Origin of the sequence: Streptomyces sp. MK7 (genome assembly GCF_032658145.1) — a bacterium.
GTDB classification, from domain to species: domain Bacteria; phylum Actinomycetota; class Actinomycetes; order Streptomycetales; family Streptomycetaceae; genus Streptomyces; species Streptomyces spiralis.
Window position 1 is genome coordinate 1 of record NZ_JAVACL010000170.1, and the last position, 390, is coordinate 390.

General features: G+C 65.4%; 1 protein-coding gene. It reads right to left on the reverse strand.

Translation table 11 applies throughout. From position 1 onward, the window contains the following. Positions 1–56: 56 nt before the first annotated feature. Positions 57–390, reverse strand: a 334-nt coding sequence (locus R2S09_RS40340; RefSeq protein ID WP_316746277.1) for an alpha-glucosidase C-terminal domain-containing protein, incomplete at its 5' end; no start/stop codon positions are given.

The window sequence follows — 390 nt, forward strand, 5'->3', positions numbered from 1 at the left end:
GTCGCGGTCCTTGGCGGGAGTGTCCTCGAAGGTGTCCGGAACGGGCTCATTGACGATCATGTTGTGGGTGACCCTCCGATCTGCGGGGTGGACGGTCGCAGGACGGTGAGGACATGAGCGGGCCTGTGGCCCGGCTCGAGTCGCACATAGTTGGTCCTGCCCCAGTGATAGGTCTCGCCGGTGAGCTCGTCACGCACCGGCACCGACTCGTGCCATTCCAGGCCGAGTTGCGGCATGTCCAACGAGACCGTCGCCTCCTGGGTGTGGTGTGGATCGAGGTTGGCGACCACCAGAACCGTGTTCGAGCCGCTCCGCTTCGAGTAGGCGATCACCGCTTCCTTGTCGGCGTGGTGGAAGTGCAGGTTGCGCAGCTGCCGGAGGGCCGGGTTG